This is a genomic window from Streptomyces sp. NRRL WC-3605, assembly GCF_001509795.1.
Classification (GTDB): domain Bacteria; phylum Actinomycetota; class Actinomycetes; order Streptomycetales; family Streptomycetaceae; genus Streptomyces; species Streptomyces viridochromogenes.
This window is the reverse complement of the sequence record NZ_LLZN01000042.1, coordinates 1-14,872: the sequence shown is the minus strand read 5'-3', so window position 1 is coordinate 14,872 and position 14,872 is coordinate 1. Positions and strand designations below refer to the sequence as shown.

Annotated in this window: 17 protein-coding genes, 1 tRNA gene and 2 pseudogenes; 15 read left to right on the top strand and 5 right to left on the bottom strand. The window is 73.3% G+C overall.

Features of this window, described 5'->3' with window-relative positions:
- Positions 1–55 precede the first annotated feature (55 nt).
- The 6 genes from ADL34_RS09090 to ADL34_RS09065 all read left to right on the top strand — a co-directional run bounded on the left by ADL34_RS09090 (position 56) and on the right by ADL34_RS09065 (position 4,110).
- Complete coding sequence (locus tag ADL34_RS09090; RefSeq protein WP_062672997.1) at positions 56–445, top strand: hypothetical protein; 390 nt, start codon at positions 56–58, stop codon at positions 443–445.
- Entirely contained in the window at positions 442–1,071 is a 630-nt protein-coding gene (locus tag ADL34_RS09085) for a class F sortase (RefSeq protein WP_062672996.1), read from the top strand. Before ADL34_RS09090 ends, ADL34_RS09085 begins: the two co-directional genes overlap by 4 nt.
- A gap of 116 nt (positions 1,072–1,187) precedes the next feature.
- Positions 1,188–1,679, top strand: coding sequence for an RNA polymerase sigma factor (locus ADL34_RS09080; RefSeq protein ID WP_062672995.1), 492 nt, complete (start codon positions 1,188–1,190; stop codon positions 1,677–1,679).
- Positions 1,663–2,193: a hypothetical protein gene (locus ADL34_RS09075; RefSeq protein ID WP_062672994.1), complete on the top strand. Its 531-nt coding sequence runs from the start codon at positions 1,663–1,665 to the stop codon at positions 2,191–2,193. The genes ADL34_RS09080 and ADL34_RS09075 overlap by 17 nt, the downstream gene beginning before the upstream one ends.
- A gap of 163 nt (positions 2,194–2,356) precedes the next feature.
- Positions 2,357–3,616 carry an SLC13 family permease gene (locus tag ADL34_RS09070; protein ID WP_062673042.1) on the top strand — a complete coding sequence of 420 codons (1,260 nt, stop codon included), beginning with the start codon at positions 2,357–2,359 and terminating at the stop codon, positions 3,614–3,616.
- A gap of 5 nt (positions 3,617–3,621) precedes the next feature.
- Positions 3,622–4,110: a universal stress protein gene (locus ADL34_RS09065; RefSeq protein WP_062672993.1), complete on the top strand. Its 489-nt coding sequence runs from the start codon at positions 3,622–3,624 to the stop codon at positions 4,108–4,110.
- Positions 4,111–4,131: 21 nt separating this feature from the next.
- Here ADL34_RS09065 and ADL34_RS09060 read toward each other — a convergent pair whose 3' ends face one another.
- Positions 4,132–4,677 (bottom strand): tellurite resistance TerB family protein, encoded by a 546-nt coding sequence (locus ADL34_RS09060; RefSeq protein ID WP_062673040.1) that lies wholly within the window; start codon positions 4,675–4,677, stop codon positions 4,132–4,134.
- A gap of 224 nt (positions 4,678–4,901) precedes the next feature.
- Here ADL34_RS09060 and ADL34_RS09055 point away from each other — a divergent pair, with 224 nt between their 5' ends.
- Entirely contained in the window at positions 4,902–5,114 is a 213-nt protein-coding gene (locus tag ADL34_RS09055; RefSeq protein ID WP_062672991.1) for a DUF4287 domain-containing protein, read from the top strand.
- Between the two features lie 20 nt (positions 5,115–5,134).
- Here ADL34_RS09055 and ADL34_RS09050 read toward each other — a convergent pair whose 3' ends face one another.
- Positions 5,135–5,473: a GYD domain-containing protein gene (locus tag ADL34_RS09050; protein ID WP_062672989.1), complete on the bottom strand. Its 339-nt coding sequence runs from the start codon at positions 5,471–5,473 to the stop codon at positions 5,135–5,137.
- Between the two features lie 264 nt (positions 5,474–5,737).
- On the opposite strand from ADL34_RS09050, the gene ADL34_RS09045 reads away from it, so the two are divergent.
- The 6 genes from ADL34_RS09045 (at position 5,738) to ADL34_RS09020 (ending at position 12,543) form a co-directional block, all read left to right on the top strand.
- The gene (locus ADL34_RS09045; RefSeq protein WP_062672987.1) at positions 5,738–6,046 is read left to right on the top strand and encodes a hypothetical protein; all 309 of its coding nucleotides are present in this window, start codon (positions 5,738–5,740) and stop codon (positions 6,044–6,046) included.
- A gap of 186 nt (positions 6,047–6,232) precedes the next feature.
- Positions 6,233–7,642, top strand: a complete 1,410-nt coding sequence (locus ADL34_RS09040) for an FG-GAP-like repeat-containing protein (protein WP_062672985.1) — start codon at positions 6,233–6,235, stop codon at positions 7,640–7,642.
- Between the two features lie 99 nt (positions 7,643–7,741).
- The gene (locus tag ADL34_RS09035) at positions 7,742–9,175 is read left to right on the top strand and encodes an FG-GAP-like repeat-containing protein (RefSeq protein WP_062672983.1); all 1,434 of its coding nucleotides are present in this window, start codon (positions 7,742–7,744) and stop codon (positions 9,173–9,175) included.
- A gap of 55 nt (positions 9,176–9,230) precedes the next feature.
- Positions 9,231–10,679: an FG-GAP and VCBS repeat-containing protein gene (locus ADL34_RS09030; RefSeq protein WP_062672981.1), complete on the top strand. Its 1,449-nt coding sequence runs from the start codon at positions 9,231–9,233 to the stop codon at positions 10,677–10,679.
- A 122-nt stretch (positions 10,680–10,801) separates the two neighbouring features.
- Positions 10,802–11,695, top strand: coding sequence for a Yip1 family protein (locus ADL34_RS09025; protein ID WP_062672978.1), 894 nt, complete (start codon positions 10,802–10,804; stop codon positions 11,693–11,695).
- Between the two features lie 179 nt (positions 11,696–11,874).
- The gene (locus ADL34_RS09020) at positions 11,875–12,543 is read left to right on the top strand and encodes a Type 1 glutamine amidotransferase-like domain-containing protein (protein ID WP_062672976.1); all 669 of its coding nucleotides are present in this window, start codon (positions 11,875–11,877) and stop codon (positions 12,541–12,543) included.
- Between the two features lie 32 nt (positions 12,544–12,575).
- Here the strand turns inward: ADL34_RS09020 and ADL34_RS09015 are convergent, their stop codons facing one another.
- Entirely contained in the window at positions 12,576–13,091 is a 516-nt protein-coding gene (locus ADL34_RS09015) for a phosphoribosyltransferase (RefSeq protein WP_062672974.1), read from the bottom strand.
- A gap of 7 nt (positions 13,092–13,098) precedes the next feature.
- Positions 13,099–13,674 (bottom strand): dCTP deaminase, encoded by a 576-nt coding sequence (gene dcd, locus ADL34_RS09010; protein WP_055621172.1) that lies wholly within the window; start codon positions 13,672–13,674, stop codon positions 13,099–13,101.
- 526 nt (positions 13,675–14,200) lie between these two features.
- Here dcd and ADL34_RS09005 point away from each other — a divergent pair.
- Positions 14,201–14,274: transfer RNA gene (locus tag ADL34_RS09005), tRNA-Gly, on the top strand.
- A 77-nt stretch (positions 14,275–14,351) separates the two neighbouring features.
- On the opposite strand, the pseudogene ADL34_RS36590 reads toward ADL34_RS09005, so the two are convergent.
- Positions 14,352–14,754 (bottom strand): annotated as a pseudogene (locus ADL34_RS36590) (site-specific integrase); the annotation flags it as partial.
- On the opposite strand from ADL34_RS36590, the pseudogene ADL34_RS35565 reads away from it, so the two are divergent.
- Positions 14,754–14,872 (top strand): annotated as a pseudogene (locus tag ADL34_RS35565) (DUF1152 domain-containing protein); the annotation flags it as partial. The pseudogenes ADL34_RS36590 and ADL34_RS35565 overlap by 1 nt on opposite strands.

Here is a 14,872-nt window from a genome sequence, read left to right as displayed (position 1 = left end):
CCGTCACCATCCGCCCGCCGTTCCGGCCGGGCGAACGACGAAAGAGAGCGACCCGATGCGCCGAACCGTGTTCAGTGCCCTGGCCCTCACCTGCACCGCCCTCCTGGCGAGCGCCGCCCCGGCCCTCGCCGACAGCTCCACCCCCAGCCCGGTGCCGACCCGCGTGGCGGAGGACGCCGCCTCGCCGGTGCCCTCGACCGGCCCCGCCGACGAGGCGGCCTCCCCGGTGCCCTCGACCCGTCCCGCGGACGACGCGGCCTCCCCCGTGCCGGCCGAGCGCGGCCAGGTCGCCGTCCGCCCGTCCGGGGCGCCCGACACCGGCGTGGCCGACACCTCCTCCGGCACCGCCACGGGCGGTCTGGTCGGCGGCGGCGCGGCCGCGCTGCTCCTCGCCGGAGGCGCGGCGACGTTCGTCGTCCGGCGCCGGCGGACGCACGGCGTATGACGCCGCTGTCCCGGCGCGCGTTCGGCACCGCAGCGCTCGCCTCGGTCCTGGTGGGATGCGGCGGCGCGGCCTCGGAGCCCGCGAGCGCGCCCGCCCGCCGGACGCGGGGCACCCGGCAGACCGGCGACCGGTCCGCCGACGCGACCGCGAACCCCGCACGCGCCCTGGGGCGTTCGGCCCCCGTCCGGCTGCGCATCCCCGCCATCGACGTCGACACCCCGGTGATCCGGCTGGGCCTGGAACGGGACGGCACCGTCGAGGTGCCGCCCATCACGGCCCACGACCGCGCCGGTTGGTACCGGCACTCGCCCACCCCCGGCGAGGTCGGCCCGTCGGTCGTCCTCGGCCACGTCCACGTGGGCGAGTTCGGCGACGGCGTGTTCCGCGACCTCGTGCGGCTGCGCAAGGGGGACGCGATCGAGGCGCGCCGGCAGGACGGCAGCACCGCGCGGTTCACCGTCGACTCCGTCCGCACGGTCGCCAAGGCCGACTTCCCCGCCGACGACGTCTACGGGGACGTCGACCGGCCCGAGTTGCGGCTGATCACCTGCGGCGGGCCCAAGGAAGGACAGGAGTACCGCGACAACGTGATCGTGTTCGCGGTGCTCGGCTCCACGTCCCCCTGAACCGGCCCGCCGGGGCGGAACCCGGTACGGGCGCGCAACGCGCGCGGCCGTACCGGCATCCTCCCCCGTGACACCCCGGCCACCGCACCCGGTCGCCGGCCCGACCATGGAGAGCGTTGAAACGGTCCCGAGACGAGGCGGCGTCCGAGCTGTTCGCCGCCCTCTACCCCCGTCTGGCCGGCTGGTGCCGCCGGCTGGTCGACGACGACGAGACGGCGCACGAGATCGCGTCGGAGTCCTTCACCCGGCTCTGGGCCCGCTGGAACCGGGTCGAGGAACCCCGCGGCTTCCTCTACGTCACCGCGGCCAACCTGGTCCGCGACCACTGGCGCAAACTGGAGCGCGAACGCCGGGCCGTGCGCCGCGCGACCACGGAGGCCGCCGTCGCCCCGCACCCCGAACAGGCCGACCCGTCGGTCCGGCTGCTGGTGCAGTCCCTGCCGGAACGACTGCGCATCCCCATCCTTCTCCACTACTACGCTGACATGCCGATCCGGGAGGTGTCCGTGCTGACCGGGCGCAAGGAAGGAACCGTCAAGGCCGACCTGCACGCGGCCCGCGAACTGCTCCGCGTCCACCTGAGGAGAAGCCTTGACCACTCGCATTGACGGCGACGAACCGGACGGCCGCGCCCTCGCCGACGACGACCCCCTGGTCGTCGTCCTGCGCCCGCCGTCCGAGCACCTGGCCCCGCCGCCCGGCCGCTACGAGGCGATCCGCCGCCGCGCGTCCCGCCGGCGCCTGGCGCGTACGGCCGCCGGAGTGGGCGTCACCTGTGCCGTGGCGCTGCTGGCCGCCCTGCCGTTCGCCTCGCAGCGCGCGGACCCGCCGACGACCCCGGCGCCGCCGCTCGCGCCTCCCACGGGCGGCCGTTCGGCACCGGCGACCCCGGTGCCGCTGCCGACGCCCAGCACGGGGCCGTCCCCGAGCCGCACCCCGGTGTCGCCCCCGGCGCGCACGGGTCCCTCCGTGCCCACCGAGGGCACGCGGGAAGATGTGACGCGCGCGCCGCGGGACGAGGCGGCGGCCCGGCCCACGGCGGAGACGACGGCGTCCCCGTCGGCGCGGGGGGACGTTCCGCAGAGGGTGGTGCCCACCCGCGAGGCGGCGGAGCGCGGCTGAGGGACAGCCCTTGGCAGACGAGATCCGGGAACCCCTGGTGAGCCGCCCGGTCGGGATCGGGCCGGGCGCAGGGGGTGGGACGGACGGAGGGCCGTCCGCGCGGAGTACCGTGCGGCGAGATCGTGACCGGCGGACCCTCCGCCCCACCCGGAAGGACCGGAAGCTGAACGCCTCGCTCGCGGAGACGTTGTCCGTGGCCCTGCTCGTGCTCGTGCTGGCCGGTGCCGTCGTCCGTCCCTTCGGACTGCCCGAGGCGGTGACCGCCGTGCCGGCCGCGGCGCTGGTCGTCGCCACCGGTGCCCTCTCCCCCGCCCACGCGCTGGACGAGGCCGAACGCCTCGGCCCGGTCATCGGCTTCCTCGCGGCCGTGCTGGTCCTCGCCCAGCTCTGCGACGACGAGGGGCTGTTCCAGGCGTGCGGGGCGTGGATGGCGCGGACGGCGGCGGGCCGGCCCCGCCGGCTGCTCGGCCAGGTGTTCCTGGCCGCGTCCGCGATCACGGCCGTGCTCAGCCTGGACGCCACCGTCGTCCTGCTCACCCCCGTCGTGTTCGCGACGGCCGCCCGGCTCGGCGCCCGCCCGAAACCGCACGTCTACGCCTGCACCCATCTGTCCAACACGGCGTCCCTGCTGCTGCCGGTGTCCAACCTGACCAACCTGCTGGCGTTCGCGGCCAGCGGGCTGACCTTCACCCGGTTCGCCGCGCTGATGGCACTGCCGTGGCTGGCCGCCATCGCCGTCGAGTACGCCGTCTTCCGGCGCTTCTTCGCCACCGACCTGGACGCGGGCGCGCAGGCCCCGTCCGGTGGCGACGCACCCGAACTGCCGCTGTTCGCCCTGGTGACGGTGGCCTGCACCCTGGCCGGGTTCGTCGTGACCTCGGCCGTCGGCGTCGACCCGGCCTGGGCGGCCCTGGCGGGCGCGGCCGTGCTCGCCGTGCGGGCCCTGCTGCGGCGCCGCACCACCGCGAAGGCGCTGCTGAACGCCGCGTCCGTGCCGTTCCTCGCGTTCGTCCTGGCCCTCGGGATCGTCGTCCGCGCGGTCGTGGACAACGGACTCGACACCGCTCTCGGGCGCCTCGTGCCCGACGGCACCGGACTGGCCGCCCTGTTCGGCCTCGCCGTGCTGGCCGCCGTCCTCGCCAACGTCATCAACAACCTGCCGGCCGTCCTGGTCCTGCTGCCGCTGACCGCCGGGTCCGGGCCCGGCGCCGTCCTCGCGGTGCTGCTCGGCGTGAACATCGGGCCGAACCTGACCTACGCGGGGTCTCTGGCCACCCTGCTGTGGCGGCGTATCGTGCACGCCCACGACACCGAGGTACGGCTGGGGGAGTTCACCCGGCTCGGCCTGTACGCCGTACCCGCGAGCCTGTGCGCCGCCGTGGTGGCACTGTGGGCCTCACTGGCCGTGATCGGAGGAGGATGAAGCCGATGGCCGTGGTCGTCTGGATCGTCGAGGGCACCTGGCCGGCCTGCGTGGACGCCGCGCGCCGGCACGCACCCGAGGACGCCGAGATCGTCCTGCTGCACGTCACCGGGGACGACGTGGCCGACGCCGCGCACGGCGCGTTCGCCGGGCTGCTGGGCCGCGGCCACCCCGAACGCGACCCGGGCACCCGGGTCGAGCACCTCGCCGCCGCCTCCGCCGAGACCCTCCTCGGCGCCGCCGCCGAACGGCTGGGCCGGCCCTGCACCCGCACCGAGCGCACCGGCCGCGTCGAACGCGAGGTCGTCGCGGCGGCGGACGGCGCCGAGCTGCTCGTCCTGGCCCGCGACGGCGACCGGAGCCGGCTCGGCCCGCACAGCCTCGGCCCCGCCAGCCGCTTCGTCGTGGACCACGCCCCGTGCCCGCTGCTGCTGGTCTGGCCCGAAGCGGCACCGGACCTCACGACCATGCCGGGACCGCCGCACCACGATTGAGCCGTCACCGGCTCCCCGGTGTCAGAGCCCGAACTCCTGCGGCGACAGGTTGAGCACCCCGCACGCCTCCCGCAGCACCTGCTCCTCGGCGGGGGCCACATAGCCGTCCGCCCCGGCCACGACGAAGCCGGTCTGGACGACGGCACGGGCCTCGGTCGGCTTCTTCGCGGCCTTGGCGATCTCCTGGAGCGCGTCCGCCTTGCCCTGCGGGAAGTTGGCGGCCATCTGGTCCACGTGCTTGTTGAAGCGCTGGCGCAGCTGCTCGGACGGGAAGTTCTGCAGGACGTCGTTGCTCAGGATCAGCGACTCCACGTGCTGCCGCTCGGCCGGGTCGACGTGCCCGTCGGCGGCCGCCACCAGCGCGCACATGGCCATGCTCGCGTCCCGGTACGCGCCGCTCTTCAACTCCGTCTTGAGCGAGGTGAGCTGGTTCTTCAGCGTGCTCACCAGCTGCGCCTTCGAGCCCCCGGACCCGGAGCCCGGCCGCCCGTGCCCGCCGGAGCCGCGGCCCTGGGCCTGCTGCTGCAACCCCTTGGCCTGGTCCTTGATCCGGTCCCACATCGCCATGCGTGCCACCTCGGCTTCGTATCCGTCGGCTCGGTCGTCCGCGCGCTCCCGCACGTCACGTCACATCACGAGGAGAACTCCCGCCGCTTCCGCGGAGTTCCGCGCGGATGTCACTCCATCCGGTGACCGTGGTGACGCGGTTCACAGGCGTACGGCGATGAGGCCGGCAGCCCTCACGGGTCTGCATCGACGACAGGACAAGCCAACTGAACGGACGGACCGACATGAGCGCACCGGTGAAGGGCCCCGCCTCCTACTTCCCCGCGATCGAGAAGAAGTACGGCCGTCCGGTCGCGTACTGGAAGGACCTCGTCCGCACCTCGCCGCTGACCCGGCACATGGAGCTGGTCGGCTGGTTGAAGACCGAGCACGGCCTCGGGCACGGGCACGCCAACGCGCTCGTCGCCCACACGCTGGCCGAGCGGTCCGGCGACTGAGCCCGGTCCGGCGACCGAGCTCAGGTACCGGCGGGGTCCTGCCCCCCGGGCGCCCGGAAGGGCACCTGGCGGTGTGCGGCCTCGTCGAGCTCGTCCAGGGCGAGCAGGGGAGTGGCCCGTGTGTGCAGGGCGCCGCTCGCCTTGACGGTGAGGCTGGCGGCGGCCATCGCGGCCGCGTCGGGGAAGTCGACGATCACGACGATGTCGTACTCGCCGAACGCGAAGTACATCGCCTCGACCGTCCCGCCGAGCCCGGACACGGCCTGCTCGACCGCCGCCCGGCGCCCGCTCGCCCCCTCCTCCAGCAGCCCCCGCGTGCCCTCGGCCGTGTAGGTGGCCTGGATGAGGAACTTCGGCATCGGACACTCCTGACCTGCTCGCCGCGACTGCGCTCCGGCCGAGGGCCTTCCCGTCCCGCCGCGGGCCCAGCGGCCGGCGCGTCCGCATTCACCCGATGGGCCCCGGAAATCCCTGCGCACGCGCATACAACCCTTGGGCCCGGCTGAAGGTCTCCTGAGAGTCGACCCTTCGTAAAGCCATGGCCAAGGCCAGGTGGACGATGCCGGTCGCAGCCCCGTCTGCGATGCCCCGCCGGGCATCCCGCATGCCGCAGGAGAACCCGCATGCATCACGCGTACGCGCCCGCGCACCCGCGCCGGCACGCCGGCCGCCGACGTGCCCCCGGGACGGCGGCCGCGGCCGCACGGACCGGCCGCGGGGCCGCTCCGCGCGGCACCGCCTGTCCGGTCGTCGTGCGCGGCACGGTCCGCCCGGTCGTCGTGCGCGGCACCGCAGGTCCCGTCGTCGCAGGCGGCACCGCCTGTCCGGTCGTCGTGCGCGCCACCGCCCGCCCGGTCGTCGCAGGCGCCACCGTCCGCCGTACCCAGGCCGCCGCCGGAAGCGCGCGCCCGCGCGTCCTCCCCGCCGCCTGAGCCACGTCCGGCCACCGGCCGCCCGCCCTCCCCGACGACCGGGGAGCCGGACGGCCACCCCCGCGGCGGACCCCAACGTCCCGCACCGCGTCACCCGCACGGTCGCGGACGTCCCGCCGCACGCCGGGCCCGTCCCCCACCGTCCCCACGGGCCCGGCCCCGACCCGTCACCATGGAGCACCCACCTTGCGCAAGCGCCCCCTCCTCCTCGTCGCCACCCTCACCACCGGCCTCCTCACCGCGCTCCCCGCGACCGGCGCCTCGGCCGCGCCCTCCAAGCTGGCCGGTGACTTCAACGGCGACGGCTACCGCGACGTCGCCGTGTCCGCCCAGTGCGCCCAGGTCGGCTCCCAGTCCTGCGCGGGCGCCGTCATCGTGCTGTACGGCTCCTCCTCGGGCCTCTCCGCGAGCCGCAAGGCCGTGATCACCCAGAACTCCACCGGCGTCCCGGGCACCGCCGAGTCCGGCGACCTCTTCGGCTCCTCCCTCGCGGCCGCCGACCTCGACCGCGACGGCTACTCCGACCTCGTCGTCGGCGCGTCCGGCGAGACCGTCGGCACCAACGTGAGTGTCGGCTCCGGCACCGTCCTGTGGGGTTCCAAGTCCGGCCTGAGCGGCGGCAAGGGCCTGCCCCAGCCGTCCGGCCTCGCCCAGTACGGCGGCTACTCGTGGGGTGCCGCGGCCGCCGACTTCGACGGTGACGGCGACGTCGACGTCACGCTGACCGGGCAGAACCACACCCACCTCTACCAGGGCCCGTTCACCCGCACCGGCGGCCCGCTCAGCCACCAGCGCGTCGGCGAGGTCGGCACGACGTACGACGTCATCGCCGGCGACCTGAGCGGCGACGGCGCGGCCGAACGCGTCTACCCCATGCTGGTGGACGGCGACCCCGGCGGGACGGTCCTCACCTACCGCTGGACCGGTACGAGCTACAAGTTCGGCGAACTCGCCCAGGCCGACGGCCTGCACGGTTCCATCGCCGACATCAACCGCGACGGCTACGGCGACCTCGTCCTCGGCGACTCCTCCGACCCGGACGCCGACAAGCCCGGCGGCCACAAGGGCGGCCAGATCACCGTCTGGTACGGCGGCCCGACCGGCCCCGACCCCGCCCAGAAGCCGACCGTCATCCACCAGGACTCCACGGACGTCCCCGGCTCCGGCGAGACCGGCGACTCCTTCGGCTCCGCCCTGAGCACCGGCGACATCAACGGCGACGGCTACGCCGACGTCGTCGTGGGCGCCCCCGGAGAGGACATCGACAAGGCCAAGGACGCGGGCTCGGTCACCGTCCTGTTCGGCTCGGCGTCCGGGCTGAAGACGTCCGGCGCGAAGTCGTACACCCAGGACACCGCGGGCGTCCCCGGCAGCGCCGAGACCGGCGACCGCTTCGGTTCCGCCGTCGACCTCACCGACGTCACCAAGGACGGCCGGGCCGACCTCACCGTCGGCGTCGACGGCGAGAACGGCACCGGCGGCGTCTGGACCCTGCGCGGCTCCGCCACCGGCCTTTCCACCAGCGGTGCCCAGGGCATCACCGCCGTCGGCGTCTCCGTGAAGGGCTACTACTTCGGCATGGTGATCGCCCAGTGACGTCCGGCCCGGTGATCGCCGGGCGACGTCCCGCCCGGTGACGCGCCCCGCTCCCGCTCTCCACTCCCGAACTCCTCCCTCTCGAAAGGGGACCCGACCGTGCGCAAGCGCAGCGTCCTGCTGGCGGCGGCCCTCACCACGGGCCTGCTGACCGCGCTCCCGGCCACCACGGCCACCGCCGCCCCCTCGGGCCTGGCCGGCGACATCAACGGCGACGGCTACCGCGACACCGTCATCGGCGCGCCCCTCGCCAAGGTCGCCGGCAAGAGCAAGGCCGGCTACGTCGCCGTCGTCTACGGCAGCTCCAGCGGCCCGAACACCGGCAAGCGGCAGATCATCAGCCAGGACACCGCCGGCATCCCCGGCGTCCCCGAGAGCGGCGACTACTTCGGCGACCGCGTCACCACCGGTGATCTCGACGGTGACGGCTACACCGACATCGTCGTCGGCGTGCACGGCGAACGGATCGGCTCCACCGACGACTTCGGCGCCCTCACCGTGCTGTGGGGCGGCGCCAGCGGCGTCACGTCCGGCACCGACGTCTCCTCCCCGCTGCCCGAGTACCGCAGCGAGCTGGGCTGGTCCGTGGCCACCGGCGACTTCGACGGCGACGGCGCCACCGACCTCGCCGCGGTGAACCTGGCCTACCCGGAGCTGAACATCTTCAAGGGCCCGCTGACCCGCACCGGCAAGGCCGCCGCGCTCACCGGCATCGACACCAACGAGCAGACCGGCATCAACGCCGACCAGATCACCTCCGGCGACGTCACCGGCGACGGCCGTACCGACCTGCTCGTCATGGGCCAGGAGGAGTACAGCGGCGGCTACCGCACCCGCGGCGTCCTCTACAAGGGCTCGGCCTCCGGCCTCACCCCCGGCGCCAAGGTCGCGGGCGGCTACGCGTCCGTCATCGGCGACGTCGACAAGGACGGCTACGGCGACATCGTCACCGGCAACTTCATGGAGAAGTCCGCCGACGAGCCCAACGGCGGCCTCGGCGGCGCCGTCACCGTGACCTACGGCGCGGCCGGCGGCCTGAGCACCCGCACGCCGGTCCGCATCACGCAGGACACCGCGAACGTGCCCGGCGCCTCCGAGGAGAACGACGCCTTCGGCTGGAGCCTGGACGCCGGCGACACCAACGGCGACGGCTACACCGACATCGCGGTCGGCGTCGCCGAGGAGGACCTCGGCAGCAAGCGGGACGCCGGATCGGTCGTCGTCCTGCGCGGCTCCTCCTCCGGCCTGACCGGCACCGGCTCCAAGTCGTTCACGCAGGACACGAGCGGTGTCCCCGGCACCGCCGAGTCCTACGACTACTTCGGCCACTCCGTCCTGCTCACCGACGCCAGCAAGGACGGCCGCGCGGAGCTCGTCGCCGGCGCCCGCGGCGAGAACGACGGCGCCGGCTCCGTCTGGACGCTGCGCGGCACCTCCTCCGGCGTCACCGCCACCGGCGCCAAGTCCTTCGGCAGCACCACGGTCGGCGGCGCCTCCGGCCTCGCCTACTTCGGCGACGTCCTGGCCGGCTGACCCGACCCACCACCCGGACCCCCACGGGCCATCCCGACACCGCAGGAGACCTCACATGCTCCGGCACCACCGCAAGCGCCTCCACTCCCTCGCGCTCGCCACGGCCACCGTCGCCGCGACCCTGACCGCCGCCCCGCTGCTGACCGCGGCCCCGGCGGCCGCCGCGCCCGCGAAGTACGCGGACGACTTCAACGGCGACGGCTACCGCGACCTCGCGACGGCGGCGCCGTACACCCCGGTCGGCGGCAAGACCGACGCGGGCGCCGTCGTCGTCACCTACGGCTCCAAGAACGGCATCAGCGCCTCCAACCGCACGATGATCACGCAGAACACCGCGGGCGTCCCCGGCACCGCCGAGCAGGGCGACCGCTTCGGCAAGGCCCTCGCGTCCGGCGACCTCAACCGGGACGGCTACGCCGACCTCGTGATCGCCAGCCCCGGCGAGGACGTCGACTCGGACGTGGACGGCGGCGGCGTCGCGATCGTCTGGGGCGGCAAGAACGGCCTGTCCGGCGGCCAGTCCGTCCCCGACGGCGCACCCTCCGCCCACGACGAGTACGGCATGTCCCTGACCGTCGGCGACTTCACCGGCGACGGCAAGGCCGACCTCGCCGTCGGCAGCACGGGCAAGGACGTCTGGATCCACAAGGGCGGCTTCCTGAAGGCGTCGGGCGCCGCGTCCCGCGAGGCCCTCACCACCGACCTGCACACCGGCTCCATCTACGGCTCCCAGAGCCTCGCCGCAGGCGACGTCAACGGTGACGGCACCGACGACCTGGTCATCAGCGGCACCCAGGACGAGACCTACGACGACGGCGCCTTCGTCTACCTGGGATCCCCTTCCGGCCTGACCCGCCAGACCCTCCTGGTCAACGGCGCCTACGAGATCGCCGCCACCGGCGACCTCAACGGCGACGGCTACGACGACATCGTCACCTCGACCTACGGCGACGGCGTGAAGAGCCTCGGCGGCTCCGTCAGCGCCTACCTCGGCACCCCGAACGGCATCAGCACCCGCGCCCAGACGACGATCGACCAGGACACCCCCGGCGTCCCGGGCGCCGACGAGGAAGGCGACTGGTTCGGCAACGCGCTCTCCCTCGGCGACATCGACAAGGACGGCTACGCCGACCTCGCCGTCGGCACCCTGCACGAGACGATCGGCGACGCCGAGATCGCCGGCAGCGTCACCGTGCTCCGGGGCTCCGCCGCCGGCCTGACCGCGACCGGCGCGAAGACCTTCACCCAGAACACGGCCGGCGTCCCCGGCACCGCCGAGTCCGCCGACCGCTTCGGCGCCTCCGTCCGCCTGTCCGACCTGACCGGCGACGGCCGGGCCGACCTGTCCGTCGGCGCCGACGGCGAGAACCACCCGGCGGGCTCGATCTACAGCCTGCGCGGCTCCGCCACCGGCGTGACCACGACGAACGCGACCAGCTTCGGCCCCGGCTCGCTGGGTCTGCCGTCGGGCTACCTGCGCCTCGGCCAGGACATGCTCCGCTGACGGCGTCCCCCGTGACATCCCCTCGGGGCACCCCCTAGGGGATGTCACAGCTCGGCAGCAAAGCCGGGCCCTAACCCCGGGGCCCGGCACGCCGTTTGCCAGGACCAGGTACGTTCGAAGACGTGGCTGGATTCAGGATCGGACGGGGCGGCAGGAACAACGGCACCCCGCACACGCAGCAGACGCCCCAGGGACCGTCGTACGGCTACCCTCCGCCGCCGCAGCAGCCGTACGGCGGCTCGGGCGGCGGAGGCGGCTGGCCGCAGGCGCACGGCGGCGGGCACGGCGGCTACGGCCCCGGTCCCGCGAACCACGGCGAGCCGGAGTACTTCGGCGACGGCGGCTACCCGCACGCGCCCGCCGACCCGTACGCGGCGAACAACCCCGGTCACACCCAGGCGTTCTCCGTCGGCGAGGACCCGTACACGCAGGGCGACACCTACCGCGCGGGCACGGCCCCGGCCGGCCCGATCGGCCCCCGCCTGCACTGGAAGGACCTGCTGCGCGGCGTGATCCTCTCGCCCCAGCAGACGTTCCTGCGGATGCGGGACTACGCGATGTGGGGCCCCGCCCTGATCGTGACGTTCCTCTACGGCCTTCTCGCGGTCTTCGGCTTCGACGGCGCACGCGAGGACGCGATCAACGCGACCCTCTCCAACGCCATCCCGATCGTCCTGACCACCGCCGTCGCCATGGTCCTGTCGGCGTTCGTCCTGGGCGTCGTCACCCACACCCTGGCCCGCCAGCTCGGCGGCGACGGCGCCTGGCAGCCCACGGTCGGCCTCTCCATGCTGATCATGTCCCTCACGGACGCCCCGCGCCTGATCGTCGCGATGTTCGCGGGCGGCGACGCCTCCTTCGTCCAGATCCTCGGCTGGGTCACCTGGGTGGCGGGCGGCGCCCTGCTCACCCTGATGGTCTCCAAGTCCCACGACCTCCCCTGGCCGAAGGCCCTGGGCGCGAGCGCGATCCAGCTGGTCGCCCTCCTGTCGATCGTGAAACTGGGCACCTTCTAGCCCCACAGCCCACGGAAGGGGCCCCTGCCGCGATCGCCGGCGAGGGCCCCTTTCTCTCGGCTCCCGGTACGTGGACGCCCTGGCGATCCGCCGCCCTCCCGCCCGCCCGGCGATGAGTTTCGAGGTGTTCCCCGGTCCACCCGTCGGACCGCTCCCTCGCACTCGTGTCAGGAGTCATCGTGAAGCTTCTTCTTACGGCGGCGGGCATCACCAACCCGAGCATCCGGGACGCGCTCGTCCGGCTGCTGGGCAAGCCGATCGCCGAGTCCGACGCCCTGTGCGTCCCCACCGCGGGGTACGGGCACCCCATGGGCAGTCCTGCCGGGGCCTGGCGGTTCATCAGTGGGCAGTCCCCCCTGCCCATGTGCGACCTGGGCTGGAAGTCCCTGGGAGTGCTGGAGCTCACCGCGCTGCCCAGCATCGGTGCGGAGCGCTGGGTCCCCTGGGTCCAGGAGGCGGACGTCCTGCTGGTGAACGGCGGCGACGCGCTGTACCTGGCCCACTGGATGCGGGAGTCCGGCCTGGCGGAGCTGCTGCCGTCGTGGGGCGGGAAGGTGTGGGTGGGGCTGAGCGCCGGGAGCATGGCGATGACCCCTCGCATCGGCGAGTACTTCGTCGAGTGGACGGCGCCCACCGGGGACGACAGCGCGCTGGGCGTCGTCGACTTCTCGATCTTCCCGCACGTGGATCACCCGGACCTGCCGGAGAACACCATGGCGGAGGCGGAGAAGTGGGCAGCCGGCCTCCCGAACCCCGCGTACGCGATCGACGACGACACCGCCATCACGGTCGCCGACGGTGCGGTCGAGGTCGTCTCCGAGGGCAGGTGGCGTCACTTCCCCGCCTGACCGGGCGCGGCCCCGGCGCCCGGCGGTGCCGGTCAGAGGGCTTCCGTGTTCCCCTTCGGGACGTCCCCCGACTTGTGTACGGGAGGCAGAACGCTCCACGGGAAGTTGATCCAGTCGTCCGTGCGCTTCCAGACGTACTCGCACTTCACGAGGGAGTGGGACTTCTCGTAGATCACGGCGGAGCGGACCTCGGCGACGTGCTCGACGCAGAAGTCGTGGACGAGCTTGAGCGTCTTGCCGGTGTCGGCGACGTCGTCCGCGATCAGTACCTTCTTGTCGGTGAAGTCGATCGCGTTCGGGACGGGCGCCAGCATGACCGGCATCTCCAGCGTGGTCCCGACGCCGGTGTAGAACTCGACGTTCACCAGGTGCAGGTTCTTGCAGTCGAGCGCGTACGCGAGGCCGCCGGCGACGAAGACGCCGCCCCGGGCGATGCTCAGCACGATGTCCGGCTGGTACCCGTCGTCGGCGATGGTCTGTGCCAGCTCGCGGACGGCGGTGCCGAAGCGCTCGTAGGTCAGGTTCTCCCGTACGGGGGCGTCGCTCATGCCGTCCTCACACCTGGGTCCGATGGAAGTTCTGGAAGGACCGGGACGCGGTCGGCCCGCGCTGCCCCTGGTACCGCGACCCGTACCGCTCGCTGCCGTAGGGGAACTCGGCGGGCGAGGTCAGCCGGAACATGCACAGCTGCCCGATCTTCATGCCGGGCCACAGCTTGATCGGCAGCGTGGCGAGGTTCGACAGCTCCAGGGTGACGTGTCCGCTGAACCCCGGGTCGATGAACCCGGCGGTCGAGTGCGTGACGAGCCCGAGCCGTCCGAGGGAGGACTTGCCCTCCAGCCGCGAGGCGAGGTCGTCGGGCAGCGTGATGACCTCGTACGTGGAGGCCAGCACGAACTCCCCGGGGTGCAGGATGAACGGCTCGTCGCCCTCCGGCTCCACCAGCCGCGTGAGGTCCGCCTGCTCGATGGAGGGGTCGATGTGCGGGTACCGGTGGTTCTCGAACACCCGGAAGTACCGGTCCAGCCGTACGTCGATGCTGGACGGCTGCACCATGGAGTGGTCGTAGGGATCGATCCGTACCCGCCCGGCGTCGATCTCGGCCCGGATGTCCTTGTCTGAGAGAAGCACGCCCCGAGGATACGCAAGGCGCGCGTACCGGCCACAACCGCACCGTCCGCGCGCCCCACGCCTGCCCTGTCCGTACGTCGGCTACCGCTTCTCCACCTGGACCGGCACCGCGCTGCGGAGCCGGGCACAGCGGGGACATCGGACGAGCCGGCCGGGGCCGAGCCGGTCGGCCTGCTGCATCGGGAACGACGCGGTGCTGAACACGTGCCCATCGGCACACTGGACGACGGTGCGCTCCATCAAGTCCTAGAGTCCCTTCCCCAAGAGCCGCGCCCGGCTGCTGCCTGCCGGGCGACGCGAGGCCACATTACGGGATCAAAGGGACGGCCCTCCAGGCGGCACTCCGACCCCGCCCGGGACCCTCTTCCACCCCTCCACGGTACGCCTCAACTCCGGCGCCCCGCAGTCGCGTCCACGCCCTGAAAAGCACTCAGGCCCCGACGCGACAGCGCCCGGGCCCGGAGATGAGGTAGAGTGACGAGGCGATCGGACACCCCCTCCGGTTACCCCGGATCGGGCGTCTTACGCGGGTGTAGTTTAATGGTAGAACATCAGCTTCCCAAGCTGAGAGCGCGAGTTCGATTCTCGTCACCCGCTCCATGCGAAACCCCCAGGTCATCGACCCGGGGGTTTTGTTGTCCAGACCGGCGAGCGGGTGCCGCACCACAACCGCGCCATTAGCCCACCGACGGCTCCTCCCTGTGGTGCGCACGGTCGCCGGTGTGGTGCTTCGCACGCTCGGCGCGTACGAGGTCGTCGAGCCCGGCGGCGACCTCCCGTTGCCGGTCCGGAGTGCTGATAGATCAGCGCCGCCTTCTCGGAGGACTGGCCGGCACGCACCATCGTGTCCCGGAGGGTGGCGCCCGAACGGGTCGACAGGGTGTGCCCGGTGTGGCGGAGGTCGTAGAAGCGGAAGCCGTCCGGGAGACCGGCTACCTCGCGAGCCCGCCGCCACCTCCGCCCGAAGGTCGTACGCCGGAAGGCCGCTCCCTTCTCTCCCGCAAAGACCAACCCGTCCGGACCCTTCTCGGCGAACGAGTCGAGGTGCCGCTTCACCTCCTTCCGAAGGAAGGGCGGCACACCACGGCGCCGAGGGGAACACCCGCCAACTCGAAGAACTGGTGTCTCACCTGGCCCCGGCATCGATCGATCTGCTCGACGTAGGCGGTGACATCCTCGCCCAGGGCGATGAACCCAC

What these genes read in the sequence shown, in the direction of transcription:
- ADL34_RS09085 (WP_062672996.1), top strand. Translation starts at nt 442, where the DNA reads ATGACGCCGCTGTCCCGGCGCGCGTTCGGCACCGCAGCGCTCGCCTCG.
- ADL34_RS09050 (WP_062672989.1), bottom strand. Translation starts at nt 5,473, where the DNA reads ATGCCGAAGTTCCTCATCCAGGCCACCTACACGGCCGAGGGCACGCGG.
- ADL34_RS09090 (WP_062672997.1), top strand. Translation starts at nt 56, where the DNA reads ATGCGCCGAACCGTGTTCAGTGCCCTGGCCCTCACCTGCACCGCCCTC.
- ADL34_RS09045 (WP_062672987.1), top strand. Translation starts at nt 5,738, where the DNA reads ATGCATCACGCGTACGCGCCCGCGCACCCGCGCCGGCACGCCGGCCGC.
- ADL34_RS09015 (WP_062672974.1), bottom strand. Translation starts at nt 13,091, where the DNA reads ATGAGCGACGCCCCCGTACGGGAGAACCTGACCTACGAGCGCTTCGGC.
- ADL34_RS09065 (WP_062672993.1), top strand. Translation starts at nt 3,622, where the DNA reads ATGGCCGTGGTCGTCTGGATCGTCGAGGGCACCTGGCCGGCCTGCGTG.
- ADL34_RS09030 (WP_062672981.1), top strand. Translation starts at nt 9,231, where the DNA reads ATGCTCCGGCACCACCGCAAGCGCCTCCACTCCCTCGCGCTCGCCACG.
- ADL34_RS09060 (WP_062673040.1), bottom strand. Translation starts at nt 4,677, where the DNA reads ATGGCGATGTGGGACCGGATCAAGGACCAGGCCAAGGGGTTGCAGCAG.
- ADL34_RS09055 (WP_062672991.1), top strand. Translation starts at nt 4,902, where the DNA reads ATGAGCGCACCGGTGAAGGGCCCCGCCTCCTACTTCCCCGCGATCGAG.